This is a genomic window from Nonomuraea typhae (assembly GCF_009760925.1).
Lineage (GTDB): Bacteria > Actinomycetota > Actinomycetes > Streptosporangiales > Streptosporangiaceae > Nonomuraea > Nonomuraea typhae.
The window spans coordinates 20,475-35,593 of sequence record NZ_VRLV01000001.1 but is presented as its reverse complement, the minus strand read 5'-3'; the positions used below and the strand labels follow the sequence as shown (position 1 = coordinate 35,593).

The window sequence follows — 15,119 nt, the reverse complement described above, 5'->3', positions numbered from 1 at the left end:
GTCCCGCGCGACCCCCATGAGAGTGCTGACAGATGGACGATCACCTGCTCGGCTGGCTGCGAACACTTGACGAAGACAGGCTCGGCCGCGTTCTGGTCAACCGGCCCGACGCCATAGCCCCTCCCTGGCCGCGGCGCCTCGACGTGCTGGCCCAGCGGCTCGGCAACGGCTTCGCGGTCATGGCCGCCATGCGCGGCCTCCCGCTGCCCTGCCTCGAACTCGCCCAGGCGTGCCTGGTGATCCGCGCGCCCGCCCCCGCCAAGGTGAGCGCCTTCCTCGGGGTGGCGGAGCAGGAGATCGCGCCCCATCTCGACTGCCTCTACGACCACGCGCTGGCCTGGCCGGGCGACGACGGCGTGATCCACCTGTCGGAGGCGGTCTCGCGCTGGTGGGCCGCCCCGCTCGGCCTGGGTGAGCCGCTCGAGCACTACCTGAACTCCTGGACGATCAGCAACGACGCGCTGCGCGCCATGGCCCGCACCCTGGGCGTGCCCTCCCACGGCAACAAGCGGCGCACGATCCTGCGGGTCGCCGAGGTCCTGGCCGACCCCGCCCGCATGGACAGGATGCTGCGCAACGCCCCCGAGGGCACCCGCGCGCTCCTCGACGCCTTCGCCTGGGACGGCCCGGTCCGCACCGTCGAGGGCGGCCGCTTCGTGCTGCCCGGCACGCCGGAGAAGTGGGCCGCCGACCACGGGCTGCTCTACCGGCCGCGCTGGGACAGCGCCGAGATGCCCCGCGAAGTGGCGCTGTGCCTGCGCGGGCCCGGCTACCAGCCGCCCTTCACCCCGCACCCGCCCGAGGTGGCCACCATCCCCGTCGACCCGGCCGAGGTCGACCACCTGATGACGCTGGCCGCCCCGCACGTGGTCGAACGTTGCGCCGCCATCCTCGACAACACCTCCAAGACGCCGCTGCCGCTGCTCAAGACGGGCGGCGTGGGCGTGCGCGAGGTCCGCAGGGTGGCCAGGGAGACCGGCTGCGACGAGGACGAGACCCGGCTGCTGCTGGAGGTCTGCGCCGTGGCCAGGCTGCTGGCCTGGGACGAGCAGTCGGGCGGCATGGTGCCCACCGACCGCTTCGACCGCTGGCGCCTGGACGAGGGCTCGGCCCGGCTGCGCGTGCTGCTGGCGGCCTGGTGGCGCATGGAGCGCTCGTCCCTGCGCAAGATCGACGGCAAGTACGGCACGGTGCTCGGCGACGACCAGTCTGGCAGCTCGGTGGCCAGAGTCCGCCGGGCGGTCCTGACCGGCCTGGCCCATCTGCCCGCCGGCACCGCCTTCGCCGAGCGCGGCAGCCTCGTGCGCAACGTGCACTGGCACGCGCCCCTGCTCGACCAGGCGCTGCTGGCCGAGTGCGCCGCCGGGGTGCTCGACGAGGCCCGGCTGCTGGGTCTGCTGGCCGGCGACTGCCTCACCGACCTCGGCCGGGCGCTGGCCGGGCTGGCCGCGATCGCCGGTGACGAGAACGACGACGCCGTCCCGCTCGTGGAGCACGATCCGATACTGGCCGAGGCGTCCACGCGGGCGCTGGCCAGCGTGCGCAGGAGCGCGTTGTTCGGCCCCGACCTCACCGCGGTGGTCACCGGGCCGCCGTCGGCGGAACTGGCCGCGCTGCTCGACCGGGTGGCCGAGCGGGAGTCCCGGGGCGCCGCCTCGGTCTGGCGCTTCACCGTCGAGAGCGTGCGCCGCGCGCTCGACAACGGCTACGACCCCGACGAGCTCCTGGGCGAGCTGAGCGAGGTCGGCTCGATCCCGCAGCCGCTGGAGTACATGGTCCGCGACGTGGCCAGGCGCCACGGCGAGGTGACGGTGATCTCGGTCGGCTGCGTCGTGCAGGCCAGCGACCCGGCGCTGCTGGCCGAGATCGCCGGCCACCGCCGCCTGGCCAGGCTGGGGCTGCGGCTGCTCGCGCCCACTGTGCTGGTCAGCTCCGAGCCCGCCGAGCGCACGCTGGCCGTGCTGCGCGAGCACGGCTACTCCCCCGTGCCGGTGGCCGACGGCGGCGAGATCGCCATCCGCCGCACCCGGGTCGAGGATCCCCCGGGCGGCAAGCTGATCCTGCTGCCCGGCGGCCAGGTCGCCGAGCTGTCGGAGATGGACGACCCGGCGCACCTCATCCCGGAACCGGGTCCCGACCCCATCGAGCACGCCCGGCGGCTGGTGGCCAGCGCCGGGCAGCCCGAACGGACCGGCCGCACCTGGGCGGTCATCGGGCGCATGGCCTCCCGGCTGCCGACGGCCCAGCAGTCGCTGCTGGGGTTCGTGGTCGATCGCGGGGTGCGGGCCGGGATCACGCTGACCGACGGGCTGACCGCCACGATCAGCCACGGGGAGCTGCGGGGCAGCACGCTGGACGCCTGGTGCGAGGAGGCGGGCGACTACCTCGAGTTCCCGCTGGCCGAGATCGTCGAGGTCAGGGCGACAACCTTCTAGCCAGTTCCAGCGCCGCCCGGCGGGCGCGGGCTTCGCCGTACTCCTCCTTCAGGACGCCGGCCAGCTCGCCGCCGACGGCGGCCAGCACGAGGTGGGCCAGCGCGTCGGGGTCGGCGCCCGGACTGGCCTCGGCGAGCAGGATGGCCACGTGGCGGTGCCAGAAGCGGTAGGCGCCGATGCGGTAGCGGGCGCCCGGGCTGGCCGTCTCCGACATGCGCACCAGGTCGAGGTGGGCGAAGAGGTAGTCGAGGTAGGCGGCGACGAAGGCGGCCAGCCGCTCGGCCGCCGGGGCGCCGGGGCCGAGCGGCGCCGGCCCCGACAGGATGTGCTCTTGCAGTTCCCGCTCGCGGCGGTCGAGCAGGGCGGCGGCCAGGCCGGACTTGTCGCCGAAGCGGCGGAACAACGTGCCCTTGCCGACGCCCGCCTCGGCCGCGATCGCGTCCATGGAGACCGCCTCGACGCCCTTCTCCGCGAACAGGCGGGCGGCGGCGCCGAGGATCTTCTCCCTGTTCCTGGCGGCGTCGGCACGCTCGGCCACCGGGCGGCCGCGCAGGATCTCCAGCGTCTCACTTGACGAAGCGGACTGTGGTCCGTTAGTTTTCGAGCCATCCACGAAACGGACTGTAGTCCATTTACTTCGGAGGCCGCAATGACCACGCCCATCACCCGCGACGAACTCAAGGCCGCCATCGACGCCGGCGCCGTGACCGTGCTCGACGCCCTCGGCGGCCAGTACTACGCGCAGCAGCACCTGCCCGGCGCGCTGGCGCTGGTCGAGAGCGAGGTGGACGAGCGCGCCGCCGGGCTTCTGCCCGACCGCGCCGCCGCCATCGTCACCTACTGCTCCAACACCGCCTGCCCCAACAGCAAGAACGTCGCCAAGCGGCTGGAGTCCCTCGGCTACACCAACGTCCGCACCTACCGCGAGGGCATCCAGGACTGGGTCGAGGCCGGCCTCCCGGTCGAGAGCGCCTAAGCCACGCCGCAACGGCGGACCGCGAGCAGCGCCAGGGCCCGCGTGACCTCGCGGACCTCCGCCAGCTCCACCTGCTCCCTGGGCGCGTGCGCGAACGCCACGTCGCCCGGCCCGTAGTGCAGCGACGGGATCCCGCCGCCGTTGTACAACCGCAGGTCGCTCCCGTACGGCGCGGCCGTCTCCCTGGGCGGCACGCCCCGCACCTGCGCCACCGCGGCGTTCACCTCGGCCAGCAGCGGATGGGCCGACGGCAGCCGCCCGCTGGCGAACTGCCCGCCCGGCCACGTCACCACCGGCGGGTTGACCCGCAGCCACGGATCGGCCGCCTCCAGCACCGCCTCCTCGAACGCCTCGCGCGCCGCCTCCGGATCCTCGTCCAGCCGCACGCCCATCCGCCCCTCGGCCACCAGCAGGTCCGGCACGCTGCTGGCCCAGTCACCCGCGCGCACCGTCCCGACCTCGATCGGGTACGGCATGCGGTTGCCGTCGAACACGGCGGGCAGGTTGCGGTTCCGCTCGGCCTCCAGGCGCCGGATCGCCTGGAACACCGGCCAGAACACCTCGATCGCGCTGACCCCTTCGTACCGGGTCGCGCCGTGGGCTGCCCGTCCGGCCACCTCCACCCGGAACGTCAGCGCACCGGCGTTGGCCGTGATGACCGCGCCGCTGGTCGGCTCGGTGATCACCGCGGCCTCGCCGGTGTGCCCCCTGGCCAGGGTGGCGAACGCGCCCAGACCGCCGTCCTCCTCGCTGACCACGCAGTGCACCGCCAGCGGCCGGGCCGTACGCACCCCCGCGCGGTGCAGCGCGCGGACCACCGCCAGGTTCACCGCCACGCCCGCCTTCATGTCGCACGCGCCCCGCCCGTGCAGGGTGTCGCCGGTGATGCGGGCGGCGAACGGATCGCTGCCGTGCCACTTGGCCAGATCGCCCGTCGGCACCACGTCCACATGTCCCTGCAGCACCAGCGCGGGCACGCCCTCGCCCCCGGTCGTGCCGACCACGCCGTACCCCTCGGCCCTGGGCGCCTCGGTCCCCGGGAAACCCTCGCGGGCCCGCAGGTCGTCCAGGTCGAGCTGCCACACGTCCACGTCCATGCCCGCCTCGGCGAGCAGGCGGGCGAAGCGGTGCTGCAGGTCGGACTCGGCGTCCGTGCCGGTCACGCTCGGCACTCTGACGGCCTCGGCCAGCAGGTTCACGGTCTCCGCGTCGTCGATCGCATCGAGCACGCGGGCTTCCACATCACGCATGGGATGAACCGTATCCGGCCCATCAGGCGATACAGCGGTGTGATCTGGATTCTCGTGCTGCCGTTCGCGGCCTGGGCGGCGTTGCGCGTGGCCGGGCTGGAGCCCGCCTGGCCGTGGGTGCCTCTCGTGGCTTTCACCCCCTATGTAGCTCTGGCCTCGATCGTCCCCGCCGCGCTGAGCGCGGTCCGGCGCCGGTGGCCGGCCGCCGCCGTGGCCGCCCTCAGCTGCGCCACCCTGGCCGCCGGCGTGCTGCCCAGGTACCTGCCCGACGCCAACCCCGCCGCCGCCGGGCCGCCTCTGCGCGTGCTCGCCGCCAACCTGCAGATCGGGCAGGGCGAACCGGAAGCCCTCCTGGCCCTGGTCCGGAGCCTGCGGCCGGACGTGCTCACGCTCCAGGAGCTCACCCCCGCGACCGCCGCCCGGATCGAGGCCCTCGGCCTGCGCGACCTGCTCCCCCACGCGGTGGTACGGGCGGCCCCGGGCGCGGCCGGATCAGCCGTCTACGCGCGCCACCCGGTCCGCGAGCTGCCGCTGCCCGGCCACTTCCGGCAGGCGCGCGCCGTGATGACCGTGGCCGGTCGGGAGGTCGACGTGGTCTCTGTCCACCCCTGCGCGCCCCGGTACGACGGGCCGAGCCCCTGCTGGCGGGAAGGACTCGACACGCTGCCCCGGGCGGAAGGGCGCCTGCGCGTGCTGGCCGGCGACTTCAACGCCACCCTCGACCACCCGCCCCTGCGCGACCTGCTCGCCTCCGGCTACCGCGACGCCGCCGACGTGGCCGGCCAGGGACTCACGAACACCTGGCCCATGCGCGGATGGGGCCTCCTGCCCGGCGTGGCCATCGACCACGTGCTGGCCGGCGCCCCGATCGCGGTCACCGCGTTCAGCGCGCACACCCTGGCGGGGACCGACCACCGGCCCGTCTTCGCCGCCCTCCGCCTGCCCCGCTAACCGGCCAGCACCCGCACGTCCGTGAACCGCACCGGGAAACCCTTGCTCACCGGCGCCGCCGCCATCGCGCCGGCCAGGACCGCGGTGGAGGGCGGGAAATAAGCCCGGCGCAGCAGGTGATCCGGCTCCTCGCCGGCCAGGCCGTAACGCACGCTGACCGTGTCGCCCTCCCGGTCCAGCCGGAACGTCATCCCGTCCGGGCTGTCGTGCAACGGCAGCAGCGAGGCGTCGGAGTAATCCCTGGTCACCACGGTGACCAGGGAGAACGTCCCGTCCATGAACTCCACGCCCGCCTTGACCCAGTGGGTGTCGTCGATGCGCAGCACCGCGCCCGCCTGGTCGTACAGCTCGCCGTACTCGGCCGTGAACGTCACCGACAGCCGCAGGTCACCGCCGCCCGGCCGGACGAACAGATGCGCGTTGTCCACCGTGAACCCGTCACCGGTGCGCCGCCACAGATCCGTGCCGCCATCGCAGAACAGGCTCAGGCCGTCGTCGGCGGTCCACTCCCGGGGAGGGTTCAGCCACTGCCAGCCCGTGGCGCCGAAGGCCATGATCATGGGGTCATCCTGCCACGATCCTCCGGCCGTAGTAAGCGGGCAGAACGGCCCAGCCGGGGCCGTCGCTCAGATGCACCGCCCCCGCCAGCCGGGCCGCCTTCCGCAGCGTCCCCGCCCAGGAGCGCTCGTGCACCCCGTGGATCAGATGGCAGAACCGGCCCCTGGCCAGCGTCCGCGCCCAGGCGGGCTCCCTGATCGCGCGGTAGGCGGCCAGCGGCCCCTCGAACGTCACCAGCACGTCCGCCAGCGCCGCGTACCCCGGATCGGGGTAGACGCCCGGGTTCAACACGATCGTCCCCCGGATGCCGTCCACGATCTCCCGGTAGTACTCCAGCCGCTCCGGCCCCGACGCCACCTGGTCCAGGAACACGCCCCGCACGCCGTACCACGCCCTGACCCGGCGCAGCTCCGCCCGCACGTCGGCGGCGGGCCGCACGCCGAAGTCGGTGTCCACCCGCGCCAGCACCTCGGTCCCCGCCTGAAGCAGCCGCCCGACGAAGGGCGCGTAGGCGGGCTCCCGCTCCTCCCCCGCATCCAGCACCACCATCCGCGGCGGCACCGCCACCAGCCGCTGCCACGCCTCGGCCGCCTGGGCGGGGTGAAAGTAGGCCGGCACACACGCCCCGACCGCCGCCTCGCCCACCTCCAGCAACCGCACGCCCTGCTGCGGTACGGCAGGCCGCCGCGCGTCCGGCCCGGAGGGCGTGCCGAGACAGGGCACGGCCGGATGGGGTGCGGGGGCAGGTGCGGGTGTGGCGAAGTACGGCACGGCCGGGCGCTCGGTGCCCGAACCGCCACGGCCCGGGCCGCCTGCGCCTGCTGTGCCCGGGCCGGCGGTTCCGGTTGTGTCCGGGCCGGCGGTTCCGGTTGTGCCCGGGCCGGTGGTGCCGGTTGTGTCCGGGGCCCACTCGCGAGCCGCTTCCCCGCTCACACCTGGTCTCCTGTCCTTGTCGGGTGGTTCCATGGGGCGCCGGTCGCCGGGGCGGTGTCCGGGAGGCACACGGCTGACCAGACGGCTTCCAGGCAGGCGCGCAGGGTGGTGCGCGGCTGCCAGCCGAGGGCGGTGGTGGCGCGGGTGATGTCGGCGCACTGCCACGGAACGGCGGGCGGGCCGCCGGCGGCGGGGAGGATGCGGGCGCCGGGGCGGGCCACTTCGACGAGCGTGGTGAGCAGGTCGGGCACGGGAGTGGCGCGGCCGCTGCCGATGTTGAGGACGGGCGGGAGGGGGCGGTCGGCGCGGGCGGCCAGTGCCACGGCGGTGGCGGCGTCGCGGACGTCGAGGAAGTCGCGGTAGACGTCCTGCCCGCCGACGACGAGGTCGCCGCCGTCCCGGAGGGTGAGGGCGAGTTTCATGGGCAGCGAGCCGGGGGGCGCGCCCGGGCCGATGACGTTGAAGAGCCGCAGGACGGTGGCGTTCATGCCGTCGCGGGCGGCGGCGCGGACGAGTTCGGTGGCGGCCAGCTTGGTCAGGGCGTAGGGGCCGATCGGGTCGCAGGGGGCGTCCTCGGTGGTCGGCGGGCCCATGGGGACGCGGCCGTACTCCGCGGAGCTGCCGATCTGGACGACTCTCGCGCGCGGGGCGGCCACGGCGACGGCGGCCAGCAGGCGGGCGACGGCGACGACGTTGTCCCTGGTCAGGGTGGCGGCGTCACCGGTGGTGGCGCCCGCGCAGTTGACGATCACGTCGGGCGCGACCTCGTACATCAGGCCGGTGAGCTCGGCCGGGGGGCAGGCGGCCAGGTCGAGGCGGGCGCGTGGCACGGCGACGACGTCGCCCTGGGGGCCGAGGGCCGCCCTGACGTGCCGGCCGACGTAGCCGGCGGCGCCGAACAACACGATCACCGGGGGCTGCTTCCCATAGCACCACACCCTCTGACTGAATTCCCGCCTTCGCTGAGGCGCGCCGTTTTCGCGGCAGAGAAAGTTATAGCCGAGACGTCGTGATCGTGAGCGCCATTCCGGGTTGACGGCCGCTGACCAGCCGAAATATCCGCCTATGAAATATCCGATATTTCGTTTACAACGGATATAGGGCGAGGTTTATCGCGGCCGCCTCTCCGGCGGCTGAGGCGGCGGGAGGGCGACGGGCGGGTGGCCGTGGTGGCCGATGGACGTAAACTGCCGATGTGGCAGAACCGAAGTTCGAGATCCAGATGCTCCACGACCGGGTCCTGATCCGGCTCGAGCACGAGGCCGAGGAACGGCGCAGCGGATCGGGAATCGTGATCCCCGCGACGGTCAAGATGGCCAACCGGCTCGCCTGGGGCGAGGTCTGCGGCGTCGGCGCGAGCGCGCGCACGGTGAAGGTCGGCGACAAGGTCCTGCTCAACCCCGAGGACCAGTTCGAGGTGGAGCTGCACGCCCACACCTACCTGGTCATGCGCGAACGCGACCTGCACGCGGTGGCCACCACCGAGACCGACCACGGCACCGGCCTCTACCTCTGACGCGGCGCCCGCTCACGCCCTGCGGACGAAGTTCAGCCAGAAATCCGCCCGCCAGGTCTTCGCCGGAATTCCGGCCAGCACCCGTTTCGTGGTCCCGTTCAGGTCCAGGACGGCCAGCCGGTACGCGCCGCGGAAGGCCATGACCGCGATCACGTGGTTCTCGTCCCACCAGCCGAACAACGCCTCCGGCTCGGACTTGACCCGCTTGAGCACCGCGCCGGTGCCCGGGTCGACGACGCACAGGTGCTCGGCGAAGCGCGACGGGCACCACACGGCCAGTTGCTTGCCGGAGGGTGAGAAGGCGTCCTCCGGCCCGGTGGGCAGCCCGAGTCCGGCGAACCCGCGCACGACCTTGCCGTCGGCCGGGTTGTGGAAGCGCAGCCCGTTCTGGTGCTCGGCGACGAGGTTGCCGTCGGGGCTCCACCAGAAGGCGGCCTTGGCCGCGACCCCGGGCACGGTGACGGTGGTGGCGGTGGAGCGCAGCGCGTCCACGACGGTGAAGCCGGTGGTGCGCCACTTGCCGCCCGTCTTCGACTCCACGGTGAGCGCGACCTTCGTGCTGTCGCGTGACCACGAGGCGTAGGAGGCGGTCATCGGCTTCCTGACGGTGCGGATGCGCGCGGGCCTGCCGGTGAGCCGGTCGGTGACGACCACGGAGTCCCAGCCCGAGCGGTAGGAGTCGGGCACCGCCGCGACCCTGCGGCCGTCGGGTGACAGGGCCGCCTCGGACATGCCCTTCTGCCGGGCGAAGGTGTCGCCCTTCACCGCCCTCAGGTAGGTGCGCTTGGTGCCGAATCCGTAGGCGCCGAGCCGTACCGGATCGCTGGCTTGCTCCTGGATGGTCACGCCCGCGCCGGGCAGCGGCACGTTGGGGGCCGTGACCGTGGAGGTGAGCAGGGCTAGGGCGGCGAGGGCGCTTTTGACGAGCACGCCCGCAGGTTAGACACTCCTGGGGCGGGTGGGGCCGAACGATGCCGAACGGGTCTAGAGGAGGTCCTTGGCGATCTGGATGAGGTCGATGCCGAGGGTCCTGAGGCCGACGTAGACGATCGCCCCGGCGGCGATGACGGTCACGACGGCCACCAGGATGCGGATCGTCCAGCCCTGGCGCTTGAACCACTCCGTCCAGGCGTGGAGGGTGCGCTTGCCGAACTCCAGGACCTTGTGCGCCCAGTGGAACTCGGTGGACAGGACGGCCAGCCCGGCGAAGACCACCAGCCAGCCGGGGCCGGGGAAGGGCACCATGATGAGGCCGCCCACGACCATGACGGCGCCGATGACGCCGATGACGATCTTCAGCGTGAGCGCGCCCGATCGGGTGGACCGGATCCCGTCCAGCCACCCGTGGATGCCGGACCTGCGCGCCGCCTCGTCCTTCAGCCGGTCGGCGTCGCCGGTTTCGGAGTTCTGGGTAACCACGATCCCCCCGGACCTGTCGATGTTTCCTCCAGGATAGCGGCGCGGCTTTCACTTCCCTTGCAGGTAGATCTTCACCCCGAAACCAGCGTCCAGCGGCAAATATCGGTTAATGTCTGGCATGCCCGAGGTTATGCTTCGCACCGTCACCGGCCCGCTCCGCGCGGCCGCGATCACCGGTGCCGTTCTCCCCCGTGAGCACCTGCGCACCGACATGCGCTGGGCGGTCGGCATCGACTCCGACCCCCATCGCTGGCTCGACGAGGAGCGCACGGTCACCGAGGAACTGCGCGCCCTGCGCCGGCAGGACGGCCTCGGCCTGGTCGTGGATCTCACCTGCCTGGGCATGGGCCGCGACGCCGCCTCCCTCGCCCGCATGGCCGCGGGCAGCCGCGTGCCCGTCATCGCCGCCACCGGCCTGTACGCCGAGCCGTTCAGCTCGATCCGCGACGCGAGCGTCGAGGAGCTGACCGCCCGCCTGATGAGCGAGATCACCTCCGGACTCGACGGCAGCGGCGTCTTCCCCGGCGTCATCGGCGAGGTCGGCTGCTGGGGCGAGGAGCCCACCCCCGCCGAGGAGCGCGCGCTCATCGCCGCCGCCCGCGCCTCACGCTCCTCGCGGCTGCCCGTCGCCACCCACGGCCAGAGCCCGATGGGCCTGCTGGAGATCCTCCTCGGCCAGGGCCTGCCCGCCGAGCGCGTGAGCGTCGGCTACGCCGACGCCGACCTCGGCGCCGCCCGCAAGATCGCCGAGTCCGGCGCCTACGTGTCGATCTCCTCCCTCGGTCACGGCCCAGAGCAGGCGGCCCGCCTCGCGCTCGGCCTCATCGAGGACGGCCACGCCGGCCGCCTCCTGCTCGGCAGCGGCCTCGGCCGCGTCGCCCAGCTCCAGCGCTACGAGGGCCCCGGGTACGCGCACGTGTTCCACACGCTCCTGCCCCGGCTGTGCGAGGCCGGCGTCCCGGACGAGACCCTGCGCCTCATCACGCACGGAAACCCGCTGCGTTGGCTCACCGGCACCGGCTGACGACTGGCTAGGATCGTGGGGTGAGCAAGCTCCCCCGCCTGCCCAAGCTGAGCGACCTGCCCGCGGTCGTCGTGCTGGCGTGGGCGGGCTGGCTGGCCGTCCCGTGGTCGTTCAGCGGCCTGGCCCACGCCCAGGCCGCCGCGGCCGAGGCCGCCGCCCAGGCCCGCCCGCACGACCCGGCGGCCGACGCCGCGCAAACGCTCCTCCTCGACGCCCCTGCTCCCGAGTTCGCCGCCCGCCCCGCCGCGGACGATGCGGTACGGCCGGCGCCGTACAAGACGTGGGGCATGGCCGCGCGGCAGGACGTGCTGGCCAAGGAGCGGGCCAGGCTCGCCGGAGAGGTGCACGACGCGGCGGGCCACGGGCTGGCGGCGATCGCCATGCAGGCGGGGCTGGCCCTGGTCACCCTCGACGAGAACCCGGAGCAGGCCCGCGCCTCGCTGCTGGCCATCAAGGAGACGAGCACGCGGGCGCTGGGCCAGCTCAGGGCGGCGCTCGACGGCATCGAGGCGACCGGCGAGCTGCCGGGGCTGATCGACGGCGTGCGGGCGGCCGGGCTGCCGGTCGATCTCGAGCCCGCCGAGCCGGAGGTGCCCGCCGAGCTGAGCCCGGCCGTCTACAAGGTGGTGCGCGAGTCGCTGACGAACGTGCTGCGCCACGCGGGCCCCACCCGCGCCCTGGTACGACTGGCCGACGACCCCGGCGTGTTCACCGTCGAGGTGGCCGATCGCGGCAGGGGCGGCTCGGGCGCGGCGGAGGGCAGGGGGCTGAGCGGGATGCGGGCCCGGGTCCAGGCCGCCGGCGGCCAGTTCGCCGCCGGTCCGCGTGAGGGCGGCGGGTTCCGGGTCGTGGCCAGGTTCCCGCGCGCCGGTAGCCGCGGGTGACCCCGGAGCCCGCCGGGGCGGTGATCCGGGTCGCGGTGGCCGACGACCAGGCGGTCGTGCGGATGGGGTTGCGGGCGCTGATCGAGCGGGAGGCGGACCTTGCGTGCGTGGGCGAGGCGGCCGACGGCGTCCAGGCGCTGACGCTGCTGAAGGAGACCCGCCCCGACGTGCTGCTGCTGGACATCCGCATGCCCGGCATGGACGGCGTGGAGACGCTCAGGGCGATCGCCGGCGACCCGGAGCTGAGCGGCGTCAGGGTCGTGGTGGTGACGACGTTCGCGGTGGACGAGTACGTCTTCGCGGCGCTGCAGGCGGGCGCGAGCGGCTTCGTGCTGAAGGACGGCGCGCCGGACGAGCTGGTGAGCGCGGTCCGGGTGGTGGCGGCGGGTGAGGCGCTGCTGTCGCCGGCGATCACGCGGAAGGTCATCGGCATGTTCGGCCGCCACGCGGGGGCCGCGCCGGTGGCGGGGGTCGAGCGGCTGACGCCGCGCGAGCGGGAGCTGGTGGCGTGGGTGGCGACCGGGCGCTCGAACGAGGAGATCGCCAGGGAGCTGACGATCAGCCGGGACACCGTGCGCACCCACGTGAGCAGGGCGATGGTGAAGCTGCACGCCCGCGACCGCGCCCAGCTGGTGGTGTTCGCGATGCGGGCGGGGCTGGCGCCGCCTACGTGAGCAGGCGCTCGTAGTTGCGCTGCAGGAGCTGGTATTCGACCTGCTTCACGGTCTCGAGCCCGACGCCGACCATGATGAGCACGCTGGTGCCGCCGAACGGGAAGTTCTGCTGGGTGGACGGGTCGCGCAGCAGCGCGAAGGCGACCAGCGGCAGCAGCGCGAGCACGCCGAGGTAGAGGGAGCCGGGGGCGGTGAGCCGCGACAGCACGTACGACAGATAGCCGGCGGTCGGCCGGCCCGGCCGGATGCCGGGCACGAAGCCGCCGTAGCGCCGCATCTGGTCGGCCACCTCCTGGGCGTTGAAGGTGAGGGAGACGTAGAAGTAGGCGAAGGCCACGATGAGCGCGAAATAGCCGGTCATGTAGAGCGGGTGGTCGCCCTGGAGGTAGGGCGCGAGCCAGGGCAGCTGCCCGGCGAAGAGGGTCGGGACGTAGAGCAGCGAGGCGGTGAAGATGACCGGCACGATGCCGGCCTGGTTGACCTTCAGCGGGATGTAGGTGCTGGTGTTGCCGTAGGTGCGGCTGCCGATCATGCGTCTGGCGTACTGCACGGGGATGCGCCGCTGGGCCTGCTCCATGAACACCACCGCCGCGACGAGGAAGACGCCGGAGACCAGGATGATCACGGCGGCGAAGGCGCTCATCTGGAAGATCGTCGACATGTAGGCCGGGAAGACCGCGACGACCTGCGTGAACATGAGCAGCGACATCCCGTTGCCGATGCCCCGGTCGGTGATCAGCTCGCCCAGCCACATGACCGCGCAGGTGCCGGCGACCATGACGGCGACCAGCACGAGCAGGCCGAGCAGGCCGTCGTCCCGCAGCACCCGCTCCTGGCAACCGGGGAACAACTGCCCGGTCCTGGCCAGCGCCACGACGGTGGTGGCGTTGAGCACGGCCAGCCCGACCGTCAGGTAGCGGGTGTACTGGGTGATCTTCTGCTGTTCGCCCGCCTTGCGCATCAGCTCCAGCCGGGGGATGAGCACCGCCATGAGCTGCATGACGATGCTGGCCGTGATGTAGGGCATCACCCCGAGCGCGAACACCGACAGCTTGAGCATCGCCCCGCCGCTGAACAGCTGCATCATCTCCGCCAGCCCGCCGCGCGCCGCGCCGAGGCAGCGCTGCACCGCCACGACGTCCACGCCGGGCGAGGGCAGGACCTGCCCGAACCGGAAGAGCACGAGGAGGCTCAGCGTGAACAGCATCTTCTTGCGCAGCTCCGGGACGCGGAACGCGCGGGCGAACAGGGTCAGCATGCGCCAAGCCTGGCCGGGCGGCGCGCGCGGGTCGTCCGCCGGTGAGCGGCCTCCGGGTACGCAGATCCGCGTAGGCTCTGGCCTCGTGGTTCCTGTCTGGGTGATCAGCGGCCCGCCCGGCGCGGGCAAGTCCACCGTCGCCGCCACGCTGCTGGCCCGCCTCGCGCCCGTGCCGGCGCTGCTGGACAAGGACACCGTCTACGGCGGCTTCGTCGCGGAACTGCTCAGCGTGTACGGCCGGCCGCCGGGCGAGCGGGAGGGCCCATGGTACGACGAGCACGTCAAGGTGCACGAGTACGGCGGGCTGACCCGGCTGGCCCGGGCGATCAGGGGCCACGGCTGCCCGGTGATGCTGGAGGGCCCGTTCACCTCGCAGGTGCACTCGGCGCGGTTGTGGGCCCGGTGGGTGGAGGAACTGGGCGGCGGCCCGGCGCACCTGCTCTGGGTCCGCTCCGACGGCCCTGCCCTGCGGGCGCGCCTGGAGGCGCGGGGCCTGGCGCGGGACGCGGGCAAGCTGGCCGCCTTCGACGCCTATTTGAAGGCGATCCGGGTGGACGAGCCGCCGGCCGTACCGCATCTCGAGATCGACAACCGGCGGGGCGCGCCGGCGATCGGCGAGCAGCTCACCGCGGCGGGTATGCCGCCGCGAACACCTCCGTCAGACGCGGCACCAGCCGGGTGAAGACGCCGTCCTCGTAGGTGGCGTCCGGCTGGTTGGCGAGCTGCTGGGAGACCACGCCGGCGATCAGGCTGGCGGCCAGGGCGAGGCCCTGCTCCCCCGCCGCCTCGGGGGCGACCTCGCCGCGGGCGGCCGCGCCCTCGATGAGCGTGGCGAAGTGCCGCCGGATGGCCAGGGCGGGCGCGTACGCCTGCTCGGAGGGGTGGAAGCCGGGCACCGGCCGCCAGAAGAGCAACTGGGCGAGCACCTGGTTGGCCATGATCCAGCGGGCTCCGGCCTCCAGGGAGGCGCCCATGGCGGCCAGGCCGGGTTCCATGCCCTCCGCGGCCTGCCGTACCGCCTGGAGGTAGCCGTGCTGGCCGCGCTCGAACAGCGCGTCGTAGACGGCCGCCCGCGACGGGACGTACTTGTACAGCGAGGGCGGCTGGATGCCGAGGCGCCGGGCCACGGTGGCCATGCTCAGCGCGGCCACGCCGTCGGCCGCCATCACCTCCAGGGAGATGCGCAGGATCTCCTCCTGCGTCTCCGCCCGGCGGCGGGCTCGTCTGTCTGTCACAGGCAT

General features: G+C 73.5%; 17 protein-coding genes. 8 read left to right on the top strand and 9 right to left on the bottom strand.

What is annotated here, in order from left to right; all coding sequences use genetic code 11:
- Positions 1-32: 32 nt before the first annotated feature.
- Positions 33-2,435: a helicase-associated domain-containing protein gene (locus FVE25_RS00190; RefSeq protein ID WP_157244302.1), complete on the top strand. Its 2,403-nt coding sequence runs from the start codon at positions 33-35 to the stop codon at positions 2,433-2,435.
- Here FVE25_RS00190 and FVE25_RS00185 read toward each other — a convergent pair.
- On the bottom strand, positions 2,416-3,048 hold the full coding sequence (locus FVE25_RS00185) for a TetR/AcrR family transcriptional regulator (RefSeq protein WP_246266471.1): 633 nt from the start codon (positions 3,046-3,048) through the stop codon (positions 2,416-2,418). The genes FVE25_RS00190 and FVE25_RS00185 overlap by 20 nt on opposite strands.
- A gap of 36 nt (positions 3,049-3,084) precedes the next feature.
- On the opposite strand from FVE25_RS00185, the gene FVE25_RS00180 reads away from it, so the two are divergent.
- A complete protein-coding gene (locus FVE25_RS00180; RefSeq protein WP_157244301.1) occupies positions 3,085-3,411 on the top strand; it encodes a rhodanese-like domain-containing protein in 327 nt (108 codons plus the stop codon).
- Here FVE25_RS00180 and FVE25_RS00175 read toward each other — a convergent pair.
- Positions 3,408-4,661, bottom strand: a complete 1,254-nt coding sequence (locus FVE25_RS00175; protein WP_157244300.1) for an ArgE/DapE family deacylase — start codon at positions 4,659-4,661, stop codon at positions 3,408-3,410. The two genes, FVE25_RS00180 and FVE25_RS00175, sit on opposite strands and share 4 nt — an antisense overlap.
- 39 nt (positions 4,662-4,700) lie before the next feature.
- On the opposite strand from FVE25_RS00175, the gene FVE25_RS00170 reads away from it, so the two are divergent.
- Positions 4,701-5,612 carry an endonuclease/exonuclease/phosphatase family protein gene (locus FVE25_RS00170; RefSeq protein ID WP_219825244.1) on the top strand — a complete coding sequence of 304 codons (912 nt, stop codon included), beginning with the start codon at positions 4,701-4,703 and terminating at the stop codon, positions 5,610-5,612.
- Here FVE25_RS00170 and FVE25_RS00165 read toward each other — a convergent pair.
- The 3 genes from FVE25_RS00165 to FVE25_RS00155 form a co-directional block, all read right to left on the bottom strand.
- Positions 5,609-6,172 (bottom strand): DUF1349 domain-containing protein, encoded by a 564-nt coding sequence (locus tag FVE25_RS00165; RefSeq protein WP_157244298.1) that lies wholly within the window; start codon positions 6,170-6,172, stop codon positions 5,609-5,611. The two genes, FVE25_RS00170 and FVE25_RS00165, sit on opposite strands and share 4 nt — an antisense overlap.
- Before the next feature lie 4 nt (positions 6,173-6,176).
- On the bottom strand, positions 6,177-6,893 hold the full coding sequence (locus FVE25_RS00160) for a spherulation-specific family 4 protein (protein ID WP_157244297.1): 717 nt from the start codon (positions 6,891-6,893) through the stop codon (positions 6,177-6,179).
- Positions 6,894-7,099: 206 nt separating this feature from the next.
- Positions 7,100-8,014, bottom strand: a complete 915-nt coding sequence (locus FVE25_RS00155) for an NAD-dependent epimerase/dehydratase family protein (RefSeq protein WP_157244296.1) — start codon at positions 8,012-8,014, stop codon at positions 7,100-7,102.
- A 284-nt stretch (positions 8,015-8,298) separates the two neighbouring features.
- Here FVE25_RS00155 and FVE25_RS00150 point away from each other — a divergent pair, with 284 nt between their 5' ends.
- A complete protein-coding gene (locus FVE25_RS00150; RefSeq protein WP_157244295.1) occupies positions 8,299-8,619 on the top strand; it encodes a GroES family chaperonin in 321 nt (106 codons plus the stop codon).
- A gap of 12 nt (positions 8,620-8,631) precedes the next feature.
- Here the strand turns inward: FVE25_RS00150 and FVE25_RS00145 are convergent, their stop codons facing one another.
- Together FVE25_RS00145 and FVE25_RS00140 are read right to left on the bottom strand one after the other, a co-directional pair.
- Complete coding sequence (locus FVE25_RS00145) at positions 8,632-9,549, bottom strand: hypothetical protein (RefSeq protein WP_157244294.1); 918 nt, start codon at positions 9,547-9,549, stop codon at positions 8,632-8,634.
- Positions 9,550-9,603: 54 nt separating this feature from the next.
- Positions 9,604-10,038 (bottom strand): TIGR02611 family protein, encoded by a 435-nt coding sequence (locus FVE25_RS00140; protein WP_157244293.1) that lies wholly within the window; start codon positions 10,036-10,038, stop codon positions 9,604-9,606.
- 130 nt (positions 10,039-10,168) lie between these two features.
- Between FVE25_RS00140 and FVE25_RS00135 the strand changes: the two genes are divergently transcribed.
- Genes FVE25_RS00135 through FVE25_RS00125 form a run of 3 tightly spaced genes read left to right on the top strand, consistent with a single transcriptional unit; the run spans position 10,169 to position 12,620 of the window.
- Positions 10,169-11,062: a phosphotriesterase family protein gene (locus FVE25_RS00135; RefSeq protein ID WP_246266470.1), complete on the top strand. Its 894-nt coding sequence runs from the start codon at positions 10,169-10,171 to the stop codon at positions 11,060-11,062.
- A 20-nt stretch (positions 11,063-11,082) separates the two neighbouring features.
- Positions 11,083-11,946 (top strand): sensor histidine kinase, encoded by an 864-nt coding sequence (locus tag FVE25_RS00130; protein ID WP_157244291.1) that lies wholly within the window; start codon positions 11,083-11,085, stop codon positions 11,944-11,946.
- A complete protein-coding gene (locus FVE25_RS00125) occupies positions 11,943-12,620 on the top strand; it encodes a response regulator (protein WP_425489465.1) in 678 nt (225 codons plus the stop codon). Before FVE25_RS00130 ends, FVE25_RS00125 begins: the two co-directional genes overlap by 4 nt.
- Here FVE25_RS00125 and secY read toward each other — a convergent pair.
- Positions 12,613-13,878 carry a preprotein translocase subunit SecY gene (secY, locus tag FVE25_RS00120; RefSeq protein ID WP_157244290.1) on the bottom strand — a complete coding sequence of 422 codons (1,266 nt, stop codon included), beginning with the start codon at positions 13,876-13,878 and terminating at the stop codon, positions 12,613-12,615. The genes FVE25_RS00125 and secY overlap by 8 nt on opposite strands.
- An 85-nt stretch (positions 13,879-13,963) precedes the next feature.
- Here secY and FVE25_RS00115 point away from each other — a divergent pair, with 85 nt between their 5' ends.
- On the top strand, positions 13,964-14,560 hold the full coding sequence (locus FVE25_RS00115; RefSeq protein WP_246266468.1) for a P-loop nucleotide/nucleoside kinase family protein: 597 nt from the start codon (positions 13,964-13,966) through the stop codon (positions 14,558-14,560).
- Here the strand turns inward: FVE25_RS00115 and FVE25_RS00110 are convergent.
- Entirely contained in the window at positions 14,502-15,113 is a 612-nt protein-coding gene (locus tag FVE25_RS00110) for a TetR/AcrR family transcriptional regulator (protein WP_181019401.1), read from the bottom strand. The genes FVE25_RS00115 and FVE25_RS00110 overlap by 59 nt on opposite strands.
- Positions 15,114-15,119 lie beyond the last annotated feature (6 nt).